The organism is Pseudomonas sp. RW407 (assembly GCF_003176655.1).
Lineage (GTDB): Bacteria > Pseudomonadota > Gammaproteobacteria > Pseudomonadales > Pseudomonadaceae > Pseudomonas > Pseudomonas delhiensis.
Map to the genome: position 1 here is coordinate 87,838 of NZ_QGSL01000091.1, position 23,232 is coordinate 111,069.

Here is a 23,232-nt window from a genome sequence, read left to right on the forward strand (position 1 = left end):
TAATATGTCGCCAATAAGATCCTGGCTGCGCGCCGGGGCTTTCTCTCTCACTGCACTCTCCGCTGCCGCCCTCGCTGCCGTGCCGGCCGACGAGGCCGCGCAACTGGGCGGCAAACTCACCCCCATGGGCGCGGAAAAGGCCGGCAATGCCGATGGCAGCATTCCCGCCTGGACCGGCGGCCTGGCCAGGGACGCCGCGCCGGTGGACGCCAAGGGCTTCCTCAGCGACCCCTTCGCCAGCGAGAAGCCGCTGTTCACCATCACCAAGGACAACTACACCCAGTACCAGGACAAGCTCACCCCCGGCCAGGTGGAGATGTTCAAGCGCTATGGCGGCACCTACGTGATGCCGGTCTACCCGAGCCACCGCAGCGCCGCCCTGCCCGACGCGGTGTACGCCGCCGCCAAGCGCAACGCCACCCACACCAGCCTGGTGACCGGCGGCAACGGCCTGGCCGACTTCGACACCGCCGTGCCCTTCCCCATTCCGAAGAGCGGCCTGGAGGTGATCTGGAACCACATCACCCGCTACCGCGGCGGCAGTTTCAGCCGGCAGATCGTCCAGGCCACCCCGCAGGCCGACGGCACGCCGAGCCTGGTGACCTTCGAGGACCACTTCACCTTCCGTACCAACCTCAAGGACTACAACGCGGACGAGAACAAGAACCTGCTGTTCTGCTTCACCCAGCAGGTGGTGCAGCCGGCGCGCCTGTCGGGCAACGTGCTGCTGGTGCGCGAGCCCATCGACCAGGTGGCCGAGCCGCGCCAGGCGTGGATGTACAACGCCGGCCAGCGCCGCGTGCGCCGCGCCCCGCAGGTGGCCTACGACGGCCCCGGCCAGGCCACCGACGGCCTGCGCACCTCGGACAACTACGACCTGTACAACGGCGCGCCCGACCGCTACGACTGGAAGCTGATCGGCAAGAAGGAGATCTACATCCCCTACAACAGCTACCGCCTGGCCTCCACCAAGCTGAAGTACTCGGACATCCTCCAGGCCGGCCACATCAACCAGAACCTGGCGCGCTACGAGCTGCACCGCGTCTGGGAAGTGGAAGCGACGCTCAAGCCCGGCCAGCGCCACATCTACGCCAAGCGCCACTTCTTCATCGACGAGGACAGCTGGCAGGCCGCCGAAATCGACCACTACGACGGCCGCGGCCTGCTGTGGCGCGTCGCCGAGGCCCACGCCATGCAGTTCTACGATCACCAGGTGCCGCTGTACGCCATGGAGACCCTCTACGACCTGCAGTCCGGCCGCTACCTGGCCCTGGGCCTGACCAACGAGGAGAAGCGCTTCTACAACTTCGGCTACCAGGCTTCCAACGCCGACTACCTGCCCGCCGCGCTGCGCAACATGGGCGTGCGCTGACAGCGGAATCCCCCCTCGGACGAAAGGCCACCTGCGGGTGGCCTTTTGCATTGGCGGCGCGGCCAATCGGGACCTGTCGCTGTAACCCGCCGAAAGACTTGGATACCATTTACCCACCATACTGTATCCCTCCGCGGGGCATACGCCGCGCCACGAACCCACGACGACGATGCTCTCTCCGCTGCTTTCCACCAAACTCCTGCCGCCCCGCCGGGCCCGCGGCACCCTGCCGCGGCCCCGCCTGGAACAGCTGGTCGAGCGCATTGCCGAGGCCACCCTGACGGTACTCAAGGCCCCGCCGGGCTTCGGCAAGAGCACCCTGGCCGGCAGCTGGGCCGAGGCGGCGCTGGCCCGTGGCGGCAAGGTGGCCTGGCTGAACCTGGACGAGGCCGACGACAGCGCCGACCGCCTGCTGCTCTACCTCGCCGCGGCCATCCAGCGGGGCTTCGACGGCAGCGCCGACGACAACCTGTTCAAGGAACTCTCGCTGCTGCCGGTGGAGCAGCTGGCGACGCTGCTGGCCAACGACCTGGAGCGCCGCAGCGAGCAGTGCTTCCTGTTCATCGACGACTACCACTGCGTGCCGCCGGCGGTGCTCACCGCGGCCTTCGACAGCCTGGTGCGCTTCGCCCCGGACAACCTGCACCTGGTGTTCTGCGGGCGCGTCGACCTGCCGGCGGCATTGATCGCCCACACCTACGACGACGCCTGCCTGGAAGTGGACGTCGGCCAGTTGCGCTTCGACCTGGACGAAACCCGCGACCTGCTGCTGCGCACCGGCACGCCGAACGTGGACGCCACGGAGCTGCTGGAGCTGCACGCCGCCACCGAGGGCTGGATCGCCGCGCTGCGCGCCAGCCTGCTCACCCTGCGCCAGCGCCCCGCGGGCAGCGCGCGCCTGAGCAACAGCATCAGCGGCCTGCTGGACGAGCTGCTGGCGCGCCTGCCCCCCGGACTGGCCGGCTGCCTGCCGCGCCTGGCGGCCGTGGACAAGTTCGACGCGGTGCTGGCCGAGGCCCTGACCGGCGCCGCCGATGGCCGCGCGCTGATCGAGGACATCGACCGCCGCCAGCTGTTCCTCACCACCCTGGACGCCCAGGCGCAGTGGTTCAGTTTCCACCCGCTGTTCCGCGAGCACCTGCGCCGCCGCCTGCCGGCCGACGCGCTGGCGGCCACCCTGGACAAGGCCGCGCGCTGGTTCGCCGGGCAGCAGCTGTGGATGGACGCCGTGCGCTCCGCGCTGGCCTGCGGCGACAACGACAGCGCCCGCGCCTGGATCGCGCATTGCGCCATGGACATGGTCGAGCGCGGCGAATTCGTCACCCTGGTCGACTGGCAGCGCCAGTTGCACGACCGCCTGCTGGAAAGCCCGGCGCAACTGAAGCTGGCCATGGGCTGGGCCAGCGGCCTGGCCATGGGCAGCGGCCGCGCCCGGCAACTGCTCGCGGAGGTGCGCCAGGCGCTGCCCGGCATCGCCGACGAAGCACAGCGGGAGCACCTGGCCTGGGAATGCCGCGCGCTGGAAGCGACGCTGCTGGCCCTGGAAGACCAGGCCGAAGACGCCGGCCAACTGGCGAGCGCCTGCTACCCGCACCTGCGCGAACGCCCGTGGATCAGCAACACCCTGCTCAACCTGCTGTGCTTCAGCCACCTGCGCACCTGCCGCTGGCAGGCGTTCTACGCCCTGCCGGCCTCGGTGCGCACACCGCTGGACCCCAACCGCTACCAGTTCAACCAGGTCTACCGCCTCAGCCTGCAGGGCCTGGGCGAAGCCCTGCAGGGCCGCTTCGGCCAGGCCGTGGCGCTGTTCGAGGAAGCCATGCGCGTCACCGCCGAACGGGGCATCACCAGCCGCTCGGTGCTGCGCGCGCTGCCGGCCAGCTTCCTCGGCTGCGTGCGCTACCTGCAGGGCAGCCTGGCCGAGGCCGAGCGGCTGATCATGGAAAGCGTCGAGACCATCATGATCTGCGGCTTCCTCGACTGCGCCGGGGTGCTGTTCATCACCGCCAGCCGCCTCAGCAGCAGCCACGCCAGCCCCCAGGGCGCGCGCTATTTCCTGGAGGAAGGCGACCGCCTGGCGCAGGCCCGCACCTGGCCGCGGCTGCAGGCGCAACTGCTGCTGGAGCGGACCCGCGTCAGCCTGCTGGAACAGAAATCCCACGAGGCGAACGCCTGTCTGGGCCAGCTCGACGCCCTGCGCCTCGCCCATGGCGGCGAAAGCGCCGAGCTTTCCGAATACGCCTGCCTCGCCAGCCTGGCGGAGCTATGGTGCGAAGCCGCCGGCATGGGGCGCCAGGCCGACCTGGAGGGCGCCGAGCGGCTCTGCCGCCTGGCCCACCGGCACAACCTGCGCCTGATGCAGCTGCGCCTGGCCGGCAGCCTGGCCATGGTCCACTGGCGGCGCCGGGCCGGCGAGCAGGCCCTGGCCAGCCTGCTGGAAGTCGCCGAACTGCTGGAGCACTGCGACGCGCCGCAACTGCTGCGGGACCTGCCGGCCCAGGACATGCTGCAGCCGCTCATCGCCCACGCCCTGGCCCAGCCCGGCCTCGCCCCGGCGCTGAAGGCCCGCCTGCAGCACCTGCAGCCCAGCACGGCGGACAGCGCCACGCAGCACACCGCGCGGCTGATGATCAGCCTGACCAGCAAGGAGCGGAACGTCCTGGACCTGGTGTCCCAGGGCAAGTCGAACAAGGAGATGGCCAAGCTGCTGGGCGTGACCCCGGAAACCATCAAGAGCCACATGAAGCACATCTTCAGCAAGCTGCAGGTGGACAGCCGGGCGCAGGCGGCGGTGGCGGCCAAGGCCTGCGGGTTGATCTGAGCCCCGTCGCCGACGACGAGTCGGTCAGCGGCCCATGCCGGCCCCCGCCTCGCCGCTGCAGGCGCCCGGCGCCGGCACCAGGCGCACGTCCACCCGCCGGTTGGCCGAGCGCCCCTGCTCCGAATCATTGCTGGCGATCGGCTGGCTGGCGCCCAACCCCTGCACGACGAAGCACCGTTGCGGAATGTCGCCCATGCGCTGCATCCAGTCGCGCACGGCGGCCGCCCTGGCCTGCGACAGCGCCAGGTTCTGCCGTTCGTTGCCCGAGTTGTCGGAATGGCCGCTCACCACGATCAGCCAGTCGGGCTGTGCCTTGATGTGCATCAGGCCGTCGATCAGGACCTTGGTCGACTCGGGCTTCAGCTCCGCGCTGCCGGGCGCGAAGAGCAGCAGGCTGTCCAGGTAGACGGGGTCGGCAACCCGGGCCTGCTCGTCCCGGTCCTGCCTGGCCGCGTGCCACACCCAGAAGCTGCCCAGCGAAAGCCCGGCCAGCAGGATGAGCAAAAGCACCAGCCACAGCAGGCGTGGGCCACGGCGGCGCTCCTGCGCCTGGGATGCTGGCGGCGGGTTGTCGAGCTTCAGGACCAGGACGCTGGGCGAAGCCGCCGGCCGCGGCGGCGTTGCAGGCGCACTGGCCGGTAACGCCGCCGGCAGGCTGAATGGCGCCACTTCGGCGGGCACCGCCTCGCGCTCCAGGCGCCTGGCCAGGCTGGCCAGTTGCGCCTGCAGGGCCTCCAGCGACAGCAAGGGCACCTGCGCGTGCCGGCCCAGCAGCTCGCCCAGCCCCGCCAGGCCGCTGCCGACGCGCTCCAGCAGCGGCAGGTCGGAACCCAGCAGTTCCAGGCGCCGCACCAGTGGCTGCAACTGGGCGAACAGCCAGGTCAGTATCTGGATACGGGCCGACAAGGCGGCCGGCCACAGTTGCGGCCAGCTCTGCGACAGCAGCGCGGTCACCAGCGCCAGCCCCTGCTCCATGCCCGGCAAGCCGTGGACATGGCTGCGCGCCAGGGCCAGGGCCGCGGCCGATTGCAGGTCGGCGCCGTTTTCCTGGAACAGCTCCAGGCATTGGTACTCGACCCATTGCCAGTTCACGTCCGGGCAGGCCGGGTGGCTCAGCTTGGCCAGCTCCTCGCCCAGGGCGATGTACGGGGCCTGCTTGCTCGGGTCCGCGCCCGGGCGGAGTTGCATTTCAGACAGTACCGACATTGGGCATCCCTTCGGCCTTGGCCATCCAGTCCGTGATCATGGGTACGCGCGCAGTTGCTGCGCCTGCTTCAGGTGCCGTAGCAGCACCTTGCCCTCGGGCGCCAGGGTGGTGCCGAAGGTTGCGTGGGCGCCGCTGCGGAGCGTCACTTCCAGCGCGTATTCGAGATGCCCGGGGCGGGTCTGCGGCAGCAGCTCGACGCGGATGGCGGCCAGGCGCGGCTCGTGGCGCAGCAGCGTTGCGCGCAGGGTCTCGATCAGGCCATGGGCGCTGCCGGGCAGGCCCTGGAGGATCTGGCTCATGTCCGGCAGGCCGTAGTCCGGCAGATGGCTCAGGCTCCCGGCCCGGCAGTTGAGGATGCGCTGCAGGTTGTCGAGCACCGACAGCACCACCTGGTCTTCCTCGCGCACCCGGTGCAGGTCCAGCTCGCCGCTGAAGTTCTGCAGCAGCAGCTCGTAGAGCGACGGGTTGACCTCGCTCATCGCTATGCGTCCTTTTCCGCCAGGGGCAGCAGGTTCAGCGTGCTGTCCGAAAGCTCGATGACCCGCGCCCGGTCGGGGTCCAGTTCATCGCGGCCCAGCACCAGGCGCCAGCGGGCATCGTCGGCGCCGGGGGCGCGGAACAGGCCGACCACCGCGACGAACTTCGCCTCGGCGGCCAGGGGCATGCTCAGCTGCGCGCCTTCGCCGGGCTTGACCACCACCTGCCGCTCTTCCAGCAGGTCGTTCGCCAGCACCTCGGCCCCCTCGCCCAGCAGCGCCTGGTAGCCGGCCTTGTCGAACGCCTCACGGCTGCGCAACTGGTACACGCGGACCAGGGTCGACACCGACAGCCCGGACATGTCGCGGACATCGGTGTTGAGCGCCGCGCGCCCGCTGAAGTCCAGGCGCAGCACCTTGACCTGCTTGTAGAAAATCCCCTGCGCCAGGGAGCTGCCTCCCTCCGCCACGCGCTGAGCCACGCCACAGCCGCCCAGCGCGAGGCCCAGCGCCGCCATGGCCAGCAGCTTCCTAAAAACGGTAAGCGACATTCCGTACCTCCCTGGTTTTCGGGTTCTCGGCCAGGCCCTGGTAACGCCCGAGGTTGACCGTCATGCATGGTTGCCCGGCGTCTTCGGGCCCGGCATCGAGCCCCAGCACGCCGGTAAGCCCCAGCAGCACCGGGGCGGCGCCCAGCACCGGCCTGGGCAGGCATTTCAGCGGCAGGGTGAGCTGCAGCTTCGCGTTGCAGCGCCAGCCCAGGTACACCCGCAGCAGCACCAGCAGGTCGCTGTGCAACTGGCCCCCCGGCAACCAGCCCTGCACTTCGGCGGGGTCCTCGGTGGCCAGTTCCAGGCGCACCTGGCTGTTGGCATCGGCACCCATGGCGCCCAGCGGCGTGCCCTGGGACAGGCTCACGGGCGCCTCCGGCGATAGGCTGGCAGGCCGCGCCAGCGGCACCTTGCACGGCCAGTGGGGCGTCACCCGCACCCGGGTGTTGGGCGCCAGCAGCTTCACCAGGGCGCCGATGCCCTCGGCGTTGCGGGTGGGCAGGCGCATCACGCTGAGCAGGGCCAGGAAGCGCGAGACCGGCGTCGCGACGTGCTCCGCCGTGCCCGGGATGCCCAGGCCGATCAGGCCCAGCAGGCACTGCGAGGTGCCATCCGTGCCGCCGGCCTCGAAGGTGGCCGGGTAGGAGTATTTGCGCCAGATGCGGTAGAACTGGGTGAATATCCGGTGGTTGAAGATGTCGAGGAAGGCCTCCAGCGCCTCGTGCCCTTCGCGGCGCTGGGCGATGTCGTCCAGGTAGGCGGTGGGCAGCGGCGAGTCGACGCCGTACAGGCCGAGCAGCCGCGTGCGCACCGTGGCCGGGCGCTCGGGATGCTCCTCGTCGAACTCGATGGCCTTCAGCTCGCCGGCGGGAAAGCCCATGCCCGGGTCCGGGCGGAAGCGCACGGCATCGTCGCCGGGCCGGCTCGTCGTGCCCAGGGGCGGGTTGCCCGGGGCGGCGGCCTCGACCAGTTGGCAGAAGCGGTACAGGTTCGCCTCGCAAACCCGCCCCTCCAGCGCCTGCAGCAGGCCGCTGGCCTTCAGCCGGGAATACGCTGATTGTGGTTCTCTTTCCATCGCAGGCACTTACCGGTGGGTTGCAGGACCAGGGTGAGCTGGTTGAACAGGTGGATGTCGGCATACAGGGCGAAGAAGCGGTTGAGCATCTCGCCGAACAGGCTGATGTCGCCCTCGCCGCAGAAGCCGTTGGCGTCCAGCGTCACCTCGATGTCCACGCCGCGCAGCAGGAAGCCCTTTTCGAAGCGCTGGATCAGGTGGTGGCGGACCTCGACGATGGCCGCCAGGCGCCGGCGGTTCAGCTCGCTGTGGCTCCAGTCGTAGAGCGCCAGGGTGCCGCGCAGCACCTCGGCGTTGTCCAGCATCGGCAGGAAGTTCGAGCCCAGGTGGCTGAGCACGCGCCAGTGGAAGCGGTCCTGGTTCGGCGGGTAGCACGGCAGGCTCGGCGCGCACAGGTTGCGCACCTTCAGGCCGGCCAGCGGCGCCTTCGCCAGGGTGTCCAGCAGGGCGCTCTGCAGGGCCTTGCGCGGCAGTTGGCCATTGGTACCGGTGAGGCGCAGGGACAGGCTTTCGCCCTCCTCCAGGCGGTCGACGTCGAAGCCCTCGCCGCCGAGGATCAGCCAGGTGTCGTGCATGCCGTTCGCCCCGCGCCTCATGCGGGTGTGGAAATAGCGTTCGGGCGCTTCGTCGCGCAGCATGCCGCCCTTGTGGCGGAAGCTGCTGAAGGGCACGTAGTCGCGCTGCGCCGAGTGCCTGGAGGAAGACACGCTGTCCACCGAGTAGATCTCGGTGTGCCCGTCCTGCAAGCGCATCGGCCGCAGCAGGTAGTCGGTCTGCAGCGGCGACAGCGTCAGGGGGTCGGCCTCCAGCGCGAACAGGTTGATCACCGGCACCGCGTGCAGGCGCACGTGCTCGGCGCCCAGCGCGAACTCGTGGGCCCATTGCTCGCCCAGCACCACGTCCAGCTCGAAGCCCGGCAGACCGGGGGGAAGCGGCACCTGCTCCAGGCCGCAGAGGCTGACGAACATGAACTTCTCGCGGAAGGTGAAGTACTCCAGCAGCAGCTGGTAGCCGCTGAAGGCGCCCTCCCCCTTGGGCCACAAGCGATCGTCGTCGCCAAAGCCCTTGGGCGCGAAATGGCCGTCCAGCTCCAGCCGGTCGGGCTGGCCCGGCAGCCGCAGGTAAAGCGCCTGGGCCTTCAGTGTCAGGGCATGGTGCAGCGCGCAGGCCAGCGGTGCGTCGGCGTTGAGGTACAGCGGCAGGCGCCCCAGGTCGATCTGCGACCAGTCCGCCAGGGGGCTGCAGGCGAAGCGCAGGTGCAGCACCGAGCGCCCGTCCGGCTCGCTGCCCACCCGCACCGAGTCGATGGCCATCGGGTACAGCATGGCGTCCGCGGTGGTGCTGTAGCGGCAGCGCGTGCGCCGTGGCCCCACCGGCTGCGACAGCACCTCGGTGCCCTTGGGCAGCGTTTCGCAGCGCTTCATCTCCCGGTAGTCCGACGTCAGCTCGACCACCGACAGCGACGGGATGGTGCGCAGGTAGTGCGGCCACAACAGGCTCACCAGCCCCTCGGTCAGCTCCGGCAGGTCGTCGTCGAGCTTCTCGCGCAGGCGCCCCATGAGGAACGCGAAGCCCTCGAACAGCCGCTCCACGTAGGGGTCGCGGGCCCCGGCCTTGTCCAGGTTGAGCTGCGCCGCACGGTCCGGGAACGCCTCGGCGAACTCCTTGCCCGCCTCGCGCAGGTAGCGCATTTCGGCATCGAAATAACGCAGCGTCAGATTGTCCATGCTCACGAAAGAATGTCCTGAAAGTAGTGAGGGGCTCAGCCGCAAAGCACCGCGGCGCGTACCGGGTCGATGGCCACCAGCGCCGCCAGCAGGGCCTCCATGCGGCGGCCCAGCGCGGCCTTGTCGACGTCGTTGCGCTGGAGCTTCTGGCGCAGCAGTTTGAGCAGGCGCGCCTTGACCTCGAAGCCCAGCTCCGGCTCCCAGGCGCTCAGGCCCTGTTGCTGGGCGACGCCGTCGAGCTCGCCCAGCAGGTGGATCGCCAGGTCGCTCTTGCCGTACTGCTCCGCCACCCGCGCCATCAACAGCCTCAGCAGCCAGCGCTGGCGGCCGCTGCTCGCATCCGGGCGCGCGGCCAGCCAGGCCAGCGCCGCCTCGACGCCATCGCTGTCGGCCTGGGCCAGCGCCTCGCCCTCCAGGGCCAGGATGTCGTCCGCCACGGCCGGCGCGGCGACGGCCGTGGACGGCCACTGCAGCGGGCGGTTGCCGCTCACGTGCTGGCTGATCCACTCGCGCGTGGTTTCGTCGGCGAACGGCGTGCCGTCGCTCCAGCGCAACTGTTCGAGGCCCGGCAGGCGCTCGAGGAACATGCCCAGGTCGCGCTTGACGATGTCCGCCCAGCCCTCGTAGGGCACGCCCAGCCTGGCCAGGCTCTGGCAGAGGAACCACTGCAGGTCCAGCCAGAAGTGGTTCACCCCCTCGGCGTACATGCGTTCGGCCTGGTCCAGCAACTCGCTCCAGCTCTGCTGCAGGTACAGGCGCTTGAGCTGGGCGCGGTATTCCGTGCGCGGCGGGGCCAGGCGGGTGTTGCCATTGGCCTCCTGCGGCGGCGACTGGTGCACGGTGTCCCAGCGCAGGCTGGTCAGCAGGCGGTGGGCCGCCAGCCAGCCCTGGGGCTGGTCGCGCAGGTAGCCGGCCAGGGCCTTGCCGGTGTCCAGCAGGTCGCGGCCGGACTTGACGGCCGACATCGGCGGCAGCGCGGCGTGCGGCGTGGGCTCGGCGTGGGCGGCGCTGTTCTGCGGCACCAGCGCGTTCACCCCGCCGGATTGCGTCAGGCGCGCGGCCAGGGCCCCATAGAGCGCGCCCAGGCCCGGCCGCTCGGCCTCCGGCCAGGCGGCGACGCTGCGTTCGAGCCAGGCCAGCGCCGCGACCGTGCGCTGCGCCTCGGCCTTCACCACCTCGGGGAACAGCGACAGGCTGTCCAGCACCTTGCCGCTGGCCAGCCACTCCAGGGCCATGCGCCGGCTCTTCGGGCGGCCCGGCAGCACCTGCCCGGCGAAGCGTTCGAGCAGCGCCGCCAACAGCTCCAGGCCATCGGCCAGGCCCGCCTCGCCGTCGCGCTGGGTCCGCGCCCAGAGGTAATAGGTGGCGATCCGCAGGTCCTTGCAGCGCTGCTTGAGCAGTTGCTCCGCCAGCCGCGCCACCCGTTCCACATCCGCGCCGGAGAGCTTGTCGATCTCCTCGCGCAGGCATTGGAAGTCATCGTCGTAGCCGGGGTCTTCCCCCACCGGCGTCGCCGCGTCGATGGGCGCCAGCCAGGGTTCCCAGCGCTGCGCCTGGGCCTTCGCCAGGGCCACGGCGTCCTGGCCTTCCAGGCAGGTCGAAATCAGTCCTTGCAAACTCATCGGCGCGTCCTACATCCCTTCGCGTGTGTTCGAGCCGGCCGCCTCGAACGGCTCGGCCATGGCGTAGGGGTCGGCTCGCCCGCCCCCTACGTCGAAAATGTTCGTCGGCAGCGCGAAGCCGCGCAGTTGCAGCAGCGCCAGCGGCCCTCTGCCCAGCTCGGTGCGCATCTGCCAGGTCAGGGGCAGGCCGTCCGGCGCGGTCAGCACCAGTTCGAAGCGCGTGTCGCTGTCGTCCAGCGCGGTGACCTGGGCCTGTTCGAGCAGGCGGATCAGCCCCCAGATGCCGGCAAAGTCGCCGAACAGCCGCGCCCCGCCCCTGGCGCTGGTCCAGCTCAACGAGGCGCCGGGGTGGTCGGCGCCGCCCGGCCAGATGAACTGCTGCCAGCTCTCCTCCTGGTTGAAGTACTCCAGCGTCACGCCATCGAGGATGAAGGTCGTCTGCACCAGGTTGCGCACCGGCTTGGCCTGCAGCTGGAAGGCCAGCCCCATGCCGCCGTCGGTGTAGAGGATGTCGGCCAGCTCGCCGAGCCGGTTGACCGCCTCGAGGAACTGCGGGTCGAAGTGCAGCCCCTGGCTGCCGGCGCTGTCCGGCACCCAGCGGTTGCCCTCCTTGCGCAGCACGCCGCCCAGCTGCGTGCGGATGAACTGGTCGATCCGCCCGCTATCGGCCCTGATCATCTGCCCCAGCATCGGCAGCGAGGCGTCGCTGCCGGTGGCGGCGAACGGGTAGCGGCCATCGAAGGCACGCCGCCAGTTGGCCACGATCGCCCGCTGCCACTGGCGGTTCAGGCTCTGCGCCGAAGGCTGCAGCACGCCCTCCCAGGCCTGGTTGAGCGGCTGCACGAAGAGGTTCTGGCCGAAGCCGCTCCATTCCGCGCCCAGGCTGGCGGCGATCAGGCTGCCATAGTCCAGCGTGTCGGTCAGGTCGACGCTCTTGCCCTGGAACACGGTCTGCGCCAGGGCCTGGGTCATCGCCTGAGGGTCGGCGGCATGGGTGACCTGCTGCAGCTTCAGGCGCACGCGGGTGACACGCGTGAGGAAGGCCTGCAGGCTCAGGCTGCCGTCGCTGCCCGCGGCCGCCGACGGGTCCTTGCCCAGCAGGCCGAGCAGCGGGCCGAAGGTGGTGTCCAGCGGGCCGCGCGGCCCGCCCGGCCGCTGGTCGATCACCGGCTGCCGGTCGCCGTCCAGCAACTGCTGCGCCGACTTCATCAGCGAGTCGGCCAGCGCCTCGGCCCTGGCTTCGGTCCGGCCCTGGTAGGCCAGGGTGTTCATCAGCGCGATCAGCGGCGACTGGCGCACGTCGCTGAGCAGGGTGAGCTGGTCGATGACGTCGGACAGGCTCTGCGCCTTGCGCCAGCGGATGCTGTTGAGGAAGGCCAGCCAGGCGTCGCCGAACGCCTGGAAGTAGCGCTCGGTCAGGCGGGCCTTGAGCACCTCGGGTTGCAGCTCGGCGTCGAGGCCGCCCTGCTGGTCGCTCAGCACCCAGTCGATTTCCTCGCGGCGGGCCTCGGCGACATCGTCGATGGCCTTGCGCACCTGGTCTTCCCAGGCCTGGCGGGTGAACACGCCCGGCACGCTCTCGGGGGTATCGAACAGCAGCGCCGCATCGGTTTCGCCCACCATCTGCGCCAGGCCCATGGCGGCATAGTCGTTGCCCGCCCGCTCGACCACCTGCTGGTACAGGTTGGCCACGCCGTTGCGCTGGCCCAACCGCCCCAGCAGCACCTGCCGCGCTCGGGCCACCACGGCGGGGCTGGCCTCGATGCGCCACTGCGGATGCGCCGCCAGGTGTTGCGCGTAGAAGGCCCACAGCCTGGGCGACAGGCCCTGCCAAAGGCCCGGCGCCACACCGGGGCGGGCGGTTTCGTTGGCGGCCAGCACCTTGGCCAGGAAGGCCGCCTCGACCTTTTCCGGGCGCGCCATCATCAGGTAGGCCTTGAGCTGGTCATAGGCCCCCTCGGCCCGCCTCACCCGCTCCGGGCTGCCCACGGGCAACGCGGCCAGCTCGGCAAGCTGCCGCTCCAGGCGCTGCGCCGCGCCATCGCGCAGCAGGCGATTGTTGGCCTGGGCATAGCGCGGCCACAGCGCCGCCAGCAACGCATCGTTCTGGCTCAGGCCCAGGCGCTGGTACCAGGGCACGCCATGCTCGCGCCGATAATCCAGCCGCGACAATTCGCGGGTCAGCGCGTCGAGGGCGACCAGCTGCGCGTCCATGTCACCGGGCGAGCCAAGGGTCGCCAGCGCCGCCTCGACCGTGGCGACCTGGCTGCGGTTGCTGGCGAAGGACAGCAGCAGGGCCAGCAGGCAGAGGCCGGCGAGCGCCAGGGCGCAGGCGTATGCGGCGCGGGGCCAGGACCAGCCCAGGCGGCTGCCGCGGGCCTGCTTGTCGTCCAGCACCGCTCTCCAACTCGCCTCCGGCCACCAGCTGTGCCTGGCCATTGGCTCGATGGGAGGCTTTTGCGGCGCAGCGAACAACAGTCCGCGAAGCGGTACGCCGCGAGCGAAATTCTGCAACAGCGGTACGAGGGCATCACGCCATTGGGCGATACCGTTGTGCTCCAAGTCTCGGGACAGGCGCAGCAGGAAATCGTTGGAGCGCACCTGGCTCATCTGCTCCAGGCCACGTTCGCGAAGCGGCGTCAGCAACTGGCGCAACGCGCTTTCGATGCGCTGTGCCGTGGGTGCCGGCGGTAACAGACAGCCGGTCGATTGGGCGGCACGCCCCTCCTGCGTCCAGGTACAGCGGCGAACCTGCCAGAGATACAGCGGTGCCTGCCAGCGCAGTTCGCGCGCCAGGCCCTGGAGGCGACGCACGCCCTCGCCGAACAGCGCCACGTTGCCGGCCTGCTCTTCCGTCATGGCCCAGACGATGCCGTCCAGCGGGCGCCGCCAGGACAACCGGCGAAGGCTGCCCGGCCACTCGCTTTCCCAATCGCCTGTCAGGCTGCCGCCCCACAGCAGCAGCGTGCCCTGGCCTTCCCGCCATTTGGCCTCGGCCAGCCCCGGCGCAACCGCCTCGATCTCGTCCGCCTCGCCGACTACCAGCAACACGCGAACGTGCCGGCGCCAGAGGAACCCCAAGGCATCGCGCAGATGCTCGCGCACTTCCGATGCCGGGCCCCCTTTGGACGACGTGGACACAGTCTCTTCCTCCTGTTCCCCTTCGCCGGTTTCCTGTACCGCCTGCCCAACCGCCAACGCTTTCCAGGCTTTCAAATAGACAGGGCAGAACAGGCAGAGCGTTAACCAGATCCCCAGAGCGCGCAGCAACAAAACATTCAAGGGCAGCCTGGGCAGCTCCAACCAGTCACCACACAGGAAATACAGCAGGCAGCCCAGCACCACCAACATCGTCACCACCAGGCAGTAAACCAGCCCCGCAGTGGCTACCGAACGCCTGCCTACCGCGTCAAGCATCGCCATGAGACACCACCACCCCCATTGCCAATCGCCCCGCCTCATCCTTGCCCAGCCAACCGCATGGCTCACCGGACGTCTCCACCTGCAACGCCGCCAGCGACATCCCTACAAAGGGAGCCAACTCGCCCAGTGCGCCCCAGTACTCGGCCAATTGATGCGGCCCCACCATCCAGCCACCTTCGACGAACGCCGACTGACTGGCCACATCCAGCGCCAGGCAATCCGCCGGCGCCTCGGCCAGTCCGGCATAGCGCTGCATCTGGGCACATAACTCGCCGGCGGACTCACCTTCCTCCGGCTGCAGGTATTCGCCCCGGTGCACCCGCAGCGCCCCCTTGCGTCCGACCACCCAGAGAAATCCCGCTTCGCCGGGAACCTCTCCCTCCCCGGCGTACTCCCGCGAGACCACGCCGGCGCACAGCAGGCCGGCGCCATCGTCACCGCAGACTTGCGGCACGGCATCGATCAAGGCATCCAGATCCTTCAGCGAGCGCAACGGCCAGCGTGCATCGGGCAGCGTCACGCCTCCAGCGGCCAGCGCCTGGACAAACGCCGCTTCGCCGCCGGCATCGCCCGCCCAGGCCAGGCCACGCAGGTCGCCCCAGCGCGCATCCGCCCCGATTTCCGCCAATACCAGACGAGCCAGTTGCCGGCCGAGCGCCATGCTCCTTTCCCGGGTTTCGTTGCGCGACAACTGGCAACGCAGCCGCGCTACCACGGCGTCGGTGGACGTCATGGGTTGCGGCACAGGCGTGCCCACCATCAACCGCTGGTAATACAACGGCTCCAATCCGGCCGGCCCCAGCAACAGCACCTGCCTCACCGGCAGCGCTTTGCCACGTTTGCGCCACCAGCGCCGCTCGGCGGCCTGGAGGGTCTGGTGGTAGGCATCCCGGTTCATCAGCCCGATCCGCCACACCAGCGTACGCACCGCCAGCATCAACCCCCAGAACAGCGGCAGCACCGCGCTCCACAGCCACAGCTCCAGGCGCGGGCGGCCTTCGGGCCAGATGGCCAGCAGCAGCCCCGACTGGGCGCCCCACAACACCAACAGGGCCAACCACCAGCGGCGCCACTTCGGCTCGCCCGGTTCGACATAGGCCGGGAACTGTGGCGGAGTATTCATGGCGCCACGCTCATCGAGGTCAGCGGTAGCGTACTCACCACCGTACAACCGCACTCGCAGAGATGGCCGTCCAGCGCCACCGCCTGGCCACCCAGCGTGGACAGCGAAGCCCCCTGCCCGATGCGCGTCATCCCGTGCTTGTTGCAGCGAGCCCGCGCGCCGAGATACGCCAGCGGCTTTCCGAAGGCCAGGTAACGCCCTTCCAGCACCTCGCCACCGTACGGTCGCAACGGATCGCCCACCCGCACCACCGGCTTCATGAAAGCACCGCTGGCGCGCGCTCGACCAGGCTGCCGGTCTGCCGCAGGTACTCGGTGGTACGCCGCATACGCTCGGCGTAATCCGCCAGCGCCATGGTGCGTTTCTGCTGCGCCGCCACCGCGCCGATCCGCTCGGTCGGCTTGAGCAACTCCGCGGCATCGGGCAGGAACGGCACCACCAGGCCCGTGGCCTTGTCCAGCACCTGGTAAGTCACCCCAGTCAGCAGCACACCGGCCGCCACCCCGGCGACACCACCCGCCGCCGCCTTCAGCGCGTTGCCGCGCAGCAGCCGGATGCCGTACACCGTGGCCCCGGCGATCATCGCCACCCCCACCAGCTTGCCGGCCACCATCATCGGCGTCAGCCGACGGCTGCTGTCGTCGCCGAAGTAGATCATCCGGTGGAAGAAGTAGCCGGCCCATATTTCCCGCGTCTTCATCTGGTCATGCATGAACCAGGCGCGCGAGTCGTGCACCTGGTCATCGAACAGCGCCACCAGCAGCGCCAGGGCCGGGTCGCCAGTGGGCGTGCCGCGCTCATCGCGGAATAGCTGCTGGCTGCGTTTCTCGCCGTGGCTCTTGATTTCGTCTTCGTCGCGCCGCTCATCGTCATCGTTGAGCAGGTATATGGAGTCGCGCAGAACCACATCGAACACCTCGCCCTGCCAACTGGTCTGCTCGCGCTTCTCCCCCGAATAGTCGTAGCGGAATTCCTCGGCGGCCTGACTCAGTTGGGTCCGGTCCATCTGCGCCTCGTAGATTCGCGGGCCAGGGTGCAGCACCGCCGTTTCGGGCTCGTTCAGGCGCTGCGTGCGGGCATCCCCAAGGGTTTTGTCATAATCCGCCTGCTTCTTTTCGACCGTGGCGGGGTCGGTGTCCTTGGCCTCCAGGTAGAACGGCTGGGTCCTGTAGCTGCCGTTGGCATAGCGGCCTATGCGCCAGCCGGTGATCCAGTAGAGCTGGTCGGCCAGCGCCTGCTCCGTGGTCAGCCCCACCCGCTGCGCCTCATACCTCCAGGCCGGCCCGCTGGAGGGCTCCGTGGACAGGCCCGGCACCGTGGTGCGCCAGGCGTTGAAGCGTTCGATAACCAAAGGGTTAATATCGAATTCTTCCTTCGTCTCTCGTGCCATCCCGCGCCACCTGTCACAGCGAAGACCCATCGGCAGCATTTCTTCCGGAGCCTGCAGGGGCGCCCCGGCGGCAAAGGCCTCGGCATACAGGTCATGCAGGGGAATCTGCGACAGCAACTCACCGATGCCGCCGCGTGCCTTGCCCTGCTCGCCCATCGGGTAGCCGCCGCCCACATCCGAATGCACGCCGGGGTAGAGCACCTCGCGGGCCACCGCGGGGTACTGCCCCGCTTCGTTGCGCAGCGAGTCCAGCGGGAAGCAGGCGCGCTGCTCATGGGCCGCCACGAAATGCCGGCACACCTTGACGAAGCCGGGGTAACGGCTGGCATCGGGCAGCAACTGGCTGCCGTCGGCCCAGCCCATGTGCCCAGCGAAGAATGGCGCCACGCGGGCGATCCCCACCGAGGCCACGGTATCCAGCAGGCCGAGGAACTCCACGCTCATCGGCAGGCCGATCAGCGTCTGCTCGGGCTTGTCCGCCCCCTGGGGCGTCTCGAATAGTTCGGCCAGCCAGTTGACGAAGGTGCGCGCCTCCGCCGCCCCGCGGGAGAAGCCATAGACGAACAGCTTCACCGCCAGCGGCTTGGGCTGCGCCCGGGGCACCAGTGGCCGTAGTGGTTCCAGCAAGTCGCGCATCACCGCCCGCCGATTGCCCGAACCGAACTTGTGCATCAGCGGCAGCTTCCAGGTGGCCATTTGCTCGACCTTGAGCTTGGCCACGCTCCGGTCGATGTCCTGCTTCTGGTTGAGGACATAAGACAAGGCGCTGGCCACCTGTACCAGGGCCCAGTTGATCCGATCCTCGCCACCGGTCGCGTACTTCAGTCCTTCCTTGCTGTACTCGTACTCGCCAATCTCGGGAAACGCCGTGCCGACGCCGGGCATGTAGTAGGAGAAATAGCCCATACCCATGGCGCTCTTCCCTCGGAACGACGCATGGAACAACTTGGCAACATTGCTTGGGTGCCCGGCCTCGGTATCGGCATCGTTATTGTTATTGGTACCGTCGAAGAACAGGCTGATATGGATGGTCTGGCAACACTCGGCCACCCGTCGGTTGCCGTTCTCATCTCGGCCCTGGCAATAATCGGACTCCTGCTTGCCCTGCTTGTAATAATTCTCCAGCACCGCCTGAGGAGTGCCAGGCAAACGCCCTTCGACGGGAAACACAGGCGGGCCATAGAGCTTTTCGCCCATCGCGTCTATTTCGAACATAGCGCAGGCTCCTTCATCTCATCGGGCTCCTGAATGGGGTAGTTCGGCGACGTAAATGCCCAGCAGGACGTGGTGACCTTGACTTGATTGCAAGGCAGGAAGTGCACCTTCAAACCACAACTCTCAGTCCCCGGCCACTCTGGAATCTCTACAGATATTCGGTGATGCTGATAGTTAGTTTTGTGCTTCGCCATAAACTCACGAAACTCTTCAGTTCCAAGTGGTGGTGTGGGCCCAAACGCATCTGGATCAACTTCCCACTCAATATTAGCAATCAACCCTGGCCGCCATATAATCGGCAAGACAATGCAACATTGCTCCCCACCACCACCATCTATTCGGTAGCCATTAACGGACATCCAGTTAATGGCAGTTCCTTGCATATGATTGACGGCCTGAACATTCCCCGCAGCCATTTCATTGGCTGCCGTGGAGCAACCCGCCAAGGCTAGCCCCAACACACTGACCATCCCCTGTATGAATCCAGTAAAACGTCTCACAGCAAACTCCTTCTGCACCCAATCAGGCAAACTGGAAAACGCATCCGCCCGTACGTTTTCCGGTTGGCCCGGATCTGGCAATGGTCGAACGCCTACTTGCCCTGTTTGTAATAGTTCTCCAGCACCACCTGGGGAGTCTTGGACAAACGCCCTCCGACGGGAAACACAGGCGGGGCATAGAGCGTTTCGCCCATCGCGTTTATTTCGGACATACCGCGGGCTCCTTTAAGTTACGCGCTTCCTTGATCGGATTATTCGGCGAACCATACCCCCAACAGGAAGTCGTCACTTTGACTTGATTACAAGGCAGAAAATGCACCTTCAAACCACAACTCTCAGTTCCTGGCCACTCCGGAATTTCAACTGAGGCCCGGTGACGCTGATACTTGGCCGCGTGTTTTTCCTGAGCAATCCGATACCTCTCGGAACCTAGTCGCGGCCATTTTGAATAAGCATAAGGATCCGGATCCATCTCCCATTCAATATTGGCAATTAACCCTGGCCGCCATTTAGTCGGCAAGATAATGCAGCATTGCTCCCCCCCTCCGCCGGAAGCGCGATAGCCATTGACGGAAAACCAATTGATTGCAGTGCCTTCCATATGGTTGACATCTGAAATACTTCCCGCAGCCATTTCACTGTCCGCCGTGGAGCAACCCGCCAAGGCTAGCCCCAACACACTGACCACCCCCTGTATGAATCCAGTCAAACGTCTCACAGCAAACTCCTTCTGCACCCAATCAGGCAAACTGGAAAACGCATCCGCCCGTACGCTTTCCGGTTGGCCCGGCTCTGGCAATGATCGAACTCCTACTTGCCCTGTTTGTAATAGTTCTCCAGCACCACCTGGGGAGTCTTGGACAAACGCCCTCCGACGGGAAACACAGGCGGGCCATAGAGCTTTTCGCCCATCGCGTTCATTTCGGACATACCGCAGGCTCCTTCATGTTGGAAGGCTCTTGAACAGGATAATTCGGTGATGTAAATGCCCAGCAAGACGTGCTCAGCTTGACTGTGTTGCAAGGCAGGAAGTGCACTTTCAAACCACAGCGCTCAGTACCCGACCACTCCGGAATTTCAACTGAGGCCCGGTGAAGCTGATAGTTGGCCGCATGTTTTTCCTGAGCAATTCGATATCCCTCGGAACCTAGTCGCGGCCATTTTGAATAAGCATAAGGATTCGGATCCACTTCCCATTCAATATGGGCAATCAGTCCCGGCCGCCATTTAACAGGCATGACAATGCAACATTGCTCCCCACCACCGCCGGAAGCGCGGTAACCATTGACGGAAAACCAGTTGATGGCAGTTCCTTCCATATGATTGACCGCTGAAATATTGCCAGCGGCCATTTCATTGCCCGCGGTGGAGCAACCCGCCAGGGCTAATCCCAACACACAGACCAAAACCTGTATAACTCCAGCCAAACGTTTCACAGCAAGTTCTCTCTGCATCGTTCGACATCAGGCAAACGCGAAAACGCACCTGAACCGGACATGCCCAGCATCAAGAGAGGCAGCAAGCCTGTCTTCCGAAATACAACAGCAGGCAGCATTCACTTCGCTTCCAACTGCTGAAGCAAGTAACTTTCGAGCGTTCCGAAGTAATCGGCATTGTTTGCCTCGTCAGTCAGTTGATACAGCCGTGCAAAGCGCTGCTCGCGATTTTCTCCCGGTATCGAGAATCGAGCGTCATCAACAAAGGCTTGTGCGTCACTCAGGCAGCAGATGCGTTCGTATTGCCCATCGGTCAGCTCTAGCCCAAACGAAGGTTCCTGGTAATCGGACTCGGGGCTGTAGTGGCCAACCAGCCACTGAGGTCTTCCATCGCGATCCAGCCAACTCCAGTAGCTGGCCAGTTTCTGGAAGGGGAGGCACTGCTCGGAGGTCAGGATGCCGCCCAGCAGTTCGGGGAGGATGCGCGGGTCGTAGAAACGTAGTAGTGCGCCTTGCCCACCCCATTGAACTTGCGAGAGTGCCCGCAGGTGCTGGCTCAGGGTTTCGAAGGGTAAGGGTGAAACCAGCAGCAGGAGCCGGGATTCGTTTACGCAGACTTCCACCAGCTCTTCCAACCAGGCCTTATGCTGCCAGTGCTGCAGGTCCAGGCGCATGAGTATCGGTGCGTGGTGCAACAGGGTCTCTTCCGGCGTGCCGGTAAACAGGGAGTACCAGGGGGCCGCCGGGCTCAGTTGCTGCAAGGCGGCGATAGCGGAATGGCCCCAGCCGGTCTGGTCAAGCAGCAGATCGATGTGAAGCACTCCGGCCTCGGCGAGTGCGCGGTCAATCTGTTCCTGCCACTGGGTGAGTAGGTTCATGCTCTGGATTCCTTTCCTTGCTCAACTTGGACGCGCCATCAGGCCCATCGCCTTTTTCTGCGCCCGCTTCAGACAGTCCTCGCAAATTGACTGGGGCAGTTCAGGCAAGGGATAGTCCTGGCTGGTAGGGTCTTCCCAGACATGCCTGCCCTTGAGCAGCAGTTGGCCGGGCGAATGAACATCGATGGCGCCGCTGGGCGTGATGCGGATGTAGCCGCCGCCACAGGCCAGGGTGATACCGTTCTTGGCGGTGAGTTGCAGGTGGCCCTGCACGGACTGGACGGTGATGTCCTGCTGGGCAATGGCGTTGAGGATGTCGCCGTGGGATTCGATCTCTATCGGCCCCTTCCCCGACACCAGGCGCATGCCCTCGCGCTGAGCCAGCAGGGACATGGCCTGGTTGGATTGCAGGGCCATGCGCTGGGCGGCGGTCAGGTCGATTTCGTCCTGGCTCTGCAGGTACATGGACTGGTTACTGCCCAGCAGCAGGCTGGCCGGGGTGACAGCGGCGATGCCTTTCGGCGCGCTGAGCAGGATGGCTGGCCCTTGCAGGGTCTTGCCCTGTGCGAGCAGGTCGTGCAGGCCATCGCTGGAAGCCTCGCGGCTGTGGTGGGCCTGGGCGATGTCCTGCCATTGCTTGAGTTGGTCGGCGGCGTTCTCCATCAGGGTGGCGGCGGGCTTCATTTCCAGCACCTGGCCCTGGGCCTTGCCTTGCTCGTCCGCACTGATGAACACGCCCCTGCCGGCACGGATGGCGCCCCAGCCGTCGGTCCTCAGCTCGAAGCCTTCACCGCGCTTCTGCCGCTGGCCGTCCACCAGGTGGCCCAGGTTGAGCTGGCTCTTGCCGCTGTATTCGGTACTGAGCTTGATGTGCTCCTGCCCGCGGGTGTCGTCCATGCGCAGCTTGTTGTTCGCCGGGGTGCGCAGGACGTTGCGCTTGTAGTTCTGGATGGTGACGTGGTCGGGGTGCAGGCTGTCGTGCAGGGCGTGGGCGATGAAGGGGCGGTCGGGGTCGCCCTGTTCGAAGGCGACGGCCACCTCGGTGCCGGCCAGCAGCGGCAGGTGCAGGCCGTGGGTGTCGCCGGCGTAGGGGCGCGCCAGGCGCAGCCACATGCTTTCCCGGCCGGCGGGCCAGGCATCGCGGTCGAAGAGGAAGTTGACGCGGTAGCGCCCTTCGCCGTCGATGTGGCCGTAGGGGTCGTTCCGCTGCGGGCTGGTGACCCGCGCCGGGACGGTGCCGGCGATGCGGGGCTTGGCCGGGACCGCGGGGCGGAAGGCGACGGTGTCGCTGTCCGGGATGGCTTCGAAGCGGATTTCGTAGCTGCGGTCGCGGGCGGCCTTGCTGTGCAGGCGGACGATCAGGGCGCCCTGGGCGAAGGCGGCCGGCGCGCCGCCCTGGATCTCGAGCACCTGGCCCGGGGCCAGGGCGGCGCTGCTGCTGGTGCCGAACAGGCGGGTCTGGTCGTTGAGGTAGCGCTCGTGGGCCAGGCGCGCGTAGAAGAAGCCGCTTTCGGCATGCCCTTCCTCGTCGCCGCGCGCATGGGGGTCGCCCAGCGCCTGGTAGGGCTCGTCGGCGTAGTGGTAGGCCTCGCCGTAGGTGGTGGTCGCGCCGTGGGCGAGATCGGCCTGGCCGTCGAGGTTGGCGCCGGCATCGCGTGAATGGTAGGCGCGGTTGCTGACCTGCTGCGGTACCACCTGGTGGCTGGCCTGGAGGTCCCAGACGGCGTCCTGGCCGCTGCTCTGGGTGCCGCTCTGCGGCCGCAGCGGCAGGGCGATGTCGCGCTGGTAGTGCATCGGCGAGTCGTGGAACTCGACCACGTCGATCTTCAGCCGCGTGTCCATGCTGAAGCGGTACCAGATGCCCCGCTCGGCACACAGGCGTTGCAGGTACGCCAGGTCGCTTTCGCCGTACTGCAGCAGTTGTTCGTGCTGCGCGTAGGTCCGGCCGAGCTCGAACAGGAAGTCCTGGCCGCGCAGGCCGTGCCTGCGCAGGATGGCGTCGACGATCTCGGGCACGCTCTGGTTCTGGTAGATGCGGTACTGGCAGCCATGGTCGAGCAGCGCCAGGCGCGGCTCCAGCGTCACCTCGTAGCGGGCCTCGTCACGGGATGCCGACAGCCGCTTGAAACGCGTCACCACGCCATGCAGGGTGCGCAGCGGCGCCACCGCCGGCGGCGTGTAGCCGCGCAGGCCCAGCGATTCGGGGGCCGCGCGCAGGCTGAAGCTGGCGTCCTTGCCGAGCACGTCCTGGGCGGCGATATCCAGTTGCGTGCTGGTGACCTCGATGCGGTAGCAGAACGTCTGGCTCAGCGCCTCCGTGCCTTCGAACGCGAGGACGTCCAGGGCCGCGTCGAGGCCATCCACGCTGAGGCTGTGGCGGCTGTGGTCGAAGAATGTGCGAATCTCGTCGAGCATG

General features: G+C 67.4%; 17 protein-coding genes. 2 read left to right on the top strand and 15 right to left on the bottom strand.

What is annotated here, in order from left to right:
- Positions 1-4: 4 nt before the first annotated feature.
- A complete protein-coding gene (locus DK254_RS12760) occupies positions 5-1,372 on the top strand; it encodes a DUF1329 domain-containing protein (RefSeq protein WP_109934058.1) in 1,368 nt (455 codons plus the stop codon).
- Between the two features lie 169 nt (positions 1,373-1,541).
- Complete coding sequence (locus DK254_RS12765; RefSeq protein ID WP_109934059.1) at positions 1,542-4,193, top strand: LuxR C-terminal-related transcriptional regulator; 2,652 nt, start codon at positions 1,542-1,544, stop codon at positions 4,191-4,193.
- Positions 4,194-4,217: 24 nt separating this feature from the next.
- Here the strand turns inward: DK254_RS12765 and DK254_RS12770 are convergent, their stop codons facing one another.
- The 15 genes from DK254_RS12770 to DK254_RS12840 form a co-directional block, all read right to left on the bottom strand.
- Positions 4,218-5,399, bottom strand: coding sequence for an OmpA family protein (locus tag DK254_RS12770; RefSeq protein WP_109934060.1), 1,182 nt, complete (start codon positions 5,397-5,399; stop codon positions 4,218-4,220).
- 36 nt (positions 5,400-5,435) lie between these two features.
- Positions 5,436-5,879, bottom strand: coding sequence for a type VI secretion system baseplate subunit TssE (tssE, locus tag DK254_RS12775; protein WP_109934061.1), 444 nt, complete (start codon positions 5,877-5,879; stop codon positions 5,436-5,438).
- Positions 5,880-5,881: 2 nt separating this feature from the next.
- On the bottom strand, positions 5,882-6,427 hold the full coding sequence (gene tssJ, locus DK254_RS12780) for a type VI secretion system lipoprotein TssJ (RefSeq protein WP_109934062.1): 546 nt from the start codon (positions 6,425-6,427) through the stop codon (positions 5,882-5,884).
- Positions 6,408-7,502 carry a type VI secretion system baseplate subunit TssG gene (tssG, locus tag DK254_RS12785; protein ID WP_109934063.1) on the bottom strand — a complete coding sequence of 365 codons (1,095 nt, stop codon included), beginning with the start codon at positions 7,500-7,502 and terminating at the stop codon, positions 6,408-6,410. The genes tssJ and tssG overlap by 20 nt, the downstream gene beginning before the upstream one ends.
- Positions 7,466-9,235, bottom strand: coding sequence for a type VI secretion system baseplate subunit TssF (tssF, locus tag DK254_RS12790; RefSeq protein WP_109934064.1), 1,770 nt, complete (start codon positions 9,233-9,235; stop codon positions 7,466-7,468). The genes tssG and tssF overlap by 37 nt, the downstream gene beginning before the upstream one ends.
- A gap of 29 nt (positions 9,236-9,264) precedes the next feature.
- Positions 9,265-10,851: a type VI secretion system protein TssA gene (gene tssA / locus DK254_RS12795; RefSeq protein ID WP_109934065.1), complete on the bottom strand. Its 1,587-nt coding sequence runs from the start codon at positions 10,849-10,851 to the stop codon at positions 9,265-9,267.
- A gap of 9 nt (positions 10,852-10,860) precedes the next feature.
- Positions 10,861-14,268, bottom strand: a complete 3,408-nt coding sequence (locus tag DK254_RS12800; RefSeq protein WP_256595883.1) for an ImcF-related family protein — start codon at positions 14,266-14,268, stop codon at positions 10,861-10,863.
- Positions 14,261-15,397: a hypothetical protein gene (locus DK254_RS12805; protein WP_256595861.1), complete on the bottom strand. Its 1,137-nt coding sequence runs from the start codon at positions 15,395-15,397 to the stop codon at positions 14,261-14,263. The genes DK254_RS12800 and DK254_RS12805 overlap by 8 nt, the downstream gene beginning before the upstream one ends.
- Entirely contained in the window at positions 15,394-15,657 is a 264-nt protein-coding gene (locus tag DK254_RS12810; RefSeq protein ID WP_109934067.1) for a PAAR domain-containing protein, read from the bottom strand. The genes DK254_RS12805 and DK254_RS12810 overlap by 4 nt, the downstream gene beginning before the upstream one ends.
- A complete protein-coding gene (locus DK254_RS12815; RefSeq protein WP_109934068.1) occupies positions 15,654-18,002 on the bottom strand; it encodes a DUF2235 domain-containing protein in 2,349 nt (782 codons plus the stop codon). The genes DK254_RS12810 and DK254_RS12815 overlap by 4 nt, the downstream gene beginning before the upstream one ends.
- Entirely contained in the window at positions 17,990-18,472 is a 483-nt protein-coding gene (locus DK254_RS12820) for a DUF3304 domain-containing protein (protein WP_109934660.1), read from the bottom strand. The genes DK254_RS12815 and DK254_RS12820 overlap by 13 nt, the downstream gene beginning before the upstream one ends.
- A gap of 229 nt (positions 18,473-18,701) precedes the next feature.
- The gene (locus DK254_RS12825; protein ID WP_256595862.1) at positions 18,702-19,220 is read right to left on the bottom strand and encodes a DUF3304 domain-containing protein; all 519 of its coding nucleotides are present in this window, start codon (positions 19,218-19,220) and stop codon (positions 18,702-18,704) included.
- Between the two features lie 199 nt (positions 19,221-19,419).
- Positions 19,420-19,956, bottom strand: coding sequence for a DUF3304 domain-containing protein (locus tag DK254_RS12830; RefSeq protein WP_109934069.1), 537 nt, complete (start codon positions 19,954-19,956; stop codon positions 19,420-19,422).
- Positions 19,957-20,057: 101 nt separating this feature from the next.
- A complete protein-coding gene (locus DK254_RS12835) occupies positions 20,058-20,816 on the bottom strand; it encodes a DUF4123 domain-containing protein (RefSeq protein WP_109934070.1) in 759 nt (252 codons plus the stop codon).
- Between the two features lie 21 nt (positions 20,817-20,837).
- Positions 20,838-23,231 carry a type VI secretion system Vgr family protein gene (locus tag DK254_RS12840; protein ID WP_109934071.1) on the bottom strand — a complete coding sequence of 798 codons (2,394 nt, stop codon included), beginning with the start codon at positions 23,229-23,231 and terminating at the stop codon, positions 20,838-20,840.
- Position 23,232 lies beyond the last annotated feature (1 nt).